This is a genomic window from Chitinimonas sp. BJB300, from assembly GCF_002735695.1.
GTDB lineage: Bacteria > Pseudomonadota > Gammaproteobacteria > Burkholderiales > Chitinimonadaceae > Chitinimonas.
Genome location: NZ_PDZH01000306.1, coordinates 1 through 1,324 on the forward strand (window position 1 = coordinate 1; position 1,324 = coordinate 1,324).

Genomic DNA, 1,324 nt, shown 5'->3' on the forward strand with positions numbered 1-1,324 from the left:
GGTGCGGACGCAACATGGCCAAAGCCAAGTTCGTGCTGCGGGCGACATACACCCCGTCCCGGCCCAAGCCGATCAGGTCAGCCCGGCCATCGCCGTTCAGATTCGCCAAGAAGCGTGGTGTGAGATGCTGGCTTGGCCAGTCTGCGCTGTGGGCAAAGGCCATTTCCGTCGACCCACTGGCAAAGCCGGTACCGGAGGACAGATAAACCGAGGTTTCCCCCTGTCCCATCCCCACCAGATCGGCTTTGCCATCGCCATTCACATCGCCCAACAGACGCGGATACAGGTCCTGGCTCGACCAGCCCCCCGCATGGCTGCCCATGCCCCATAACCACTGGGTCATCGCCCCAAAGCCGGTGAACTGGGTGCCAGACCCTTCGGCCAGGGCGACATAGACGCCATCCGAGGCAAAGCCGACGATATCGGCTTTGCCATCCCCATTCATATCCGCCAATGCTCGCGGGCGTTCGGTCTGGCTGGTCCAGCCCGTCGAGCGCATGAACTGCGGGCTGGTATGCACATGGGTCAACCCAGTTCCCGTCGACAGATAGGTCGTGGCACCCTCCGCGCTGAACCCTACGATGTCCGCTTTCTTGTCGCCATTGACATCGGCAACCAGCCGCGGATAGGTGTCTTGATTGATCCAGCCACCGGCATCTCGGCCCATGTTTTGTAACCAGCGATTCGCCAACCCAAAACCGGTGAAGTGCATACCGTTGCCTTGGGCCAAACTCACATACACCCCATCGGTGGCGAAACCCACCAGATCGGCACGACCGTCGCCATCCATGTCCGCCAGCGCACGCGGCATGATGTTCTGGCTGGTCCACCCCGTATCGGCCCGCATCTGCGTGCCGGTCGGGCCGATGGCGAACTGGTTGTGCTCGGTGGCGATAAAGGTGAACAGGGCATCCGAACCAATACCGACCAGGTCCGCAAGACCATCACCGTTGATGTCACCCACCAGTCGTGGGAAGGACTCTTGATTGGCCCACCCCCCGGCGTTCTGCCCCAGGATGGCATCCCATCGCTCGGGCGTGTTGAACAGTCCACTACCGCCATGCGACCAGACGCGGTTGCTATAGCGTGTCGATTGGGTGCGGTTGCCGACCGCGTCGTAGGTGTACTCGGTCAGGTAGCCGGCGGCATCGATCTCACCACTGATGCGGTTGGCGCTGTCGTACAGCGTATGGGTACTGCGGTTGGCGGTGTCCTTGGCGTAAGGATCTGTACGCAGGAGCGCGTTGAGTTCGGCTTCACCCACCATCGGGTTGGGAATCGCTTTGGCGTATTGGGTGGTACGGGTCAACCGGCTTGCGGCGTC

General features: G+C 61.8%; 1 protein-coding gene. It reads right to left on the reverse strand.

Annotated features, from left to right (window positions below; genetic code table 11):
• On the reverse strand, nucleotides 1-1,324 hold a 1,324-nt coding region (locus CSQ89_RS21535), incomplete at both ends, for an FG-GAP-like repeat-containing protein (protein WP_199065787.1).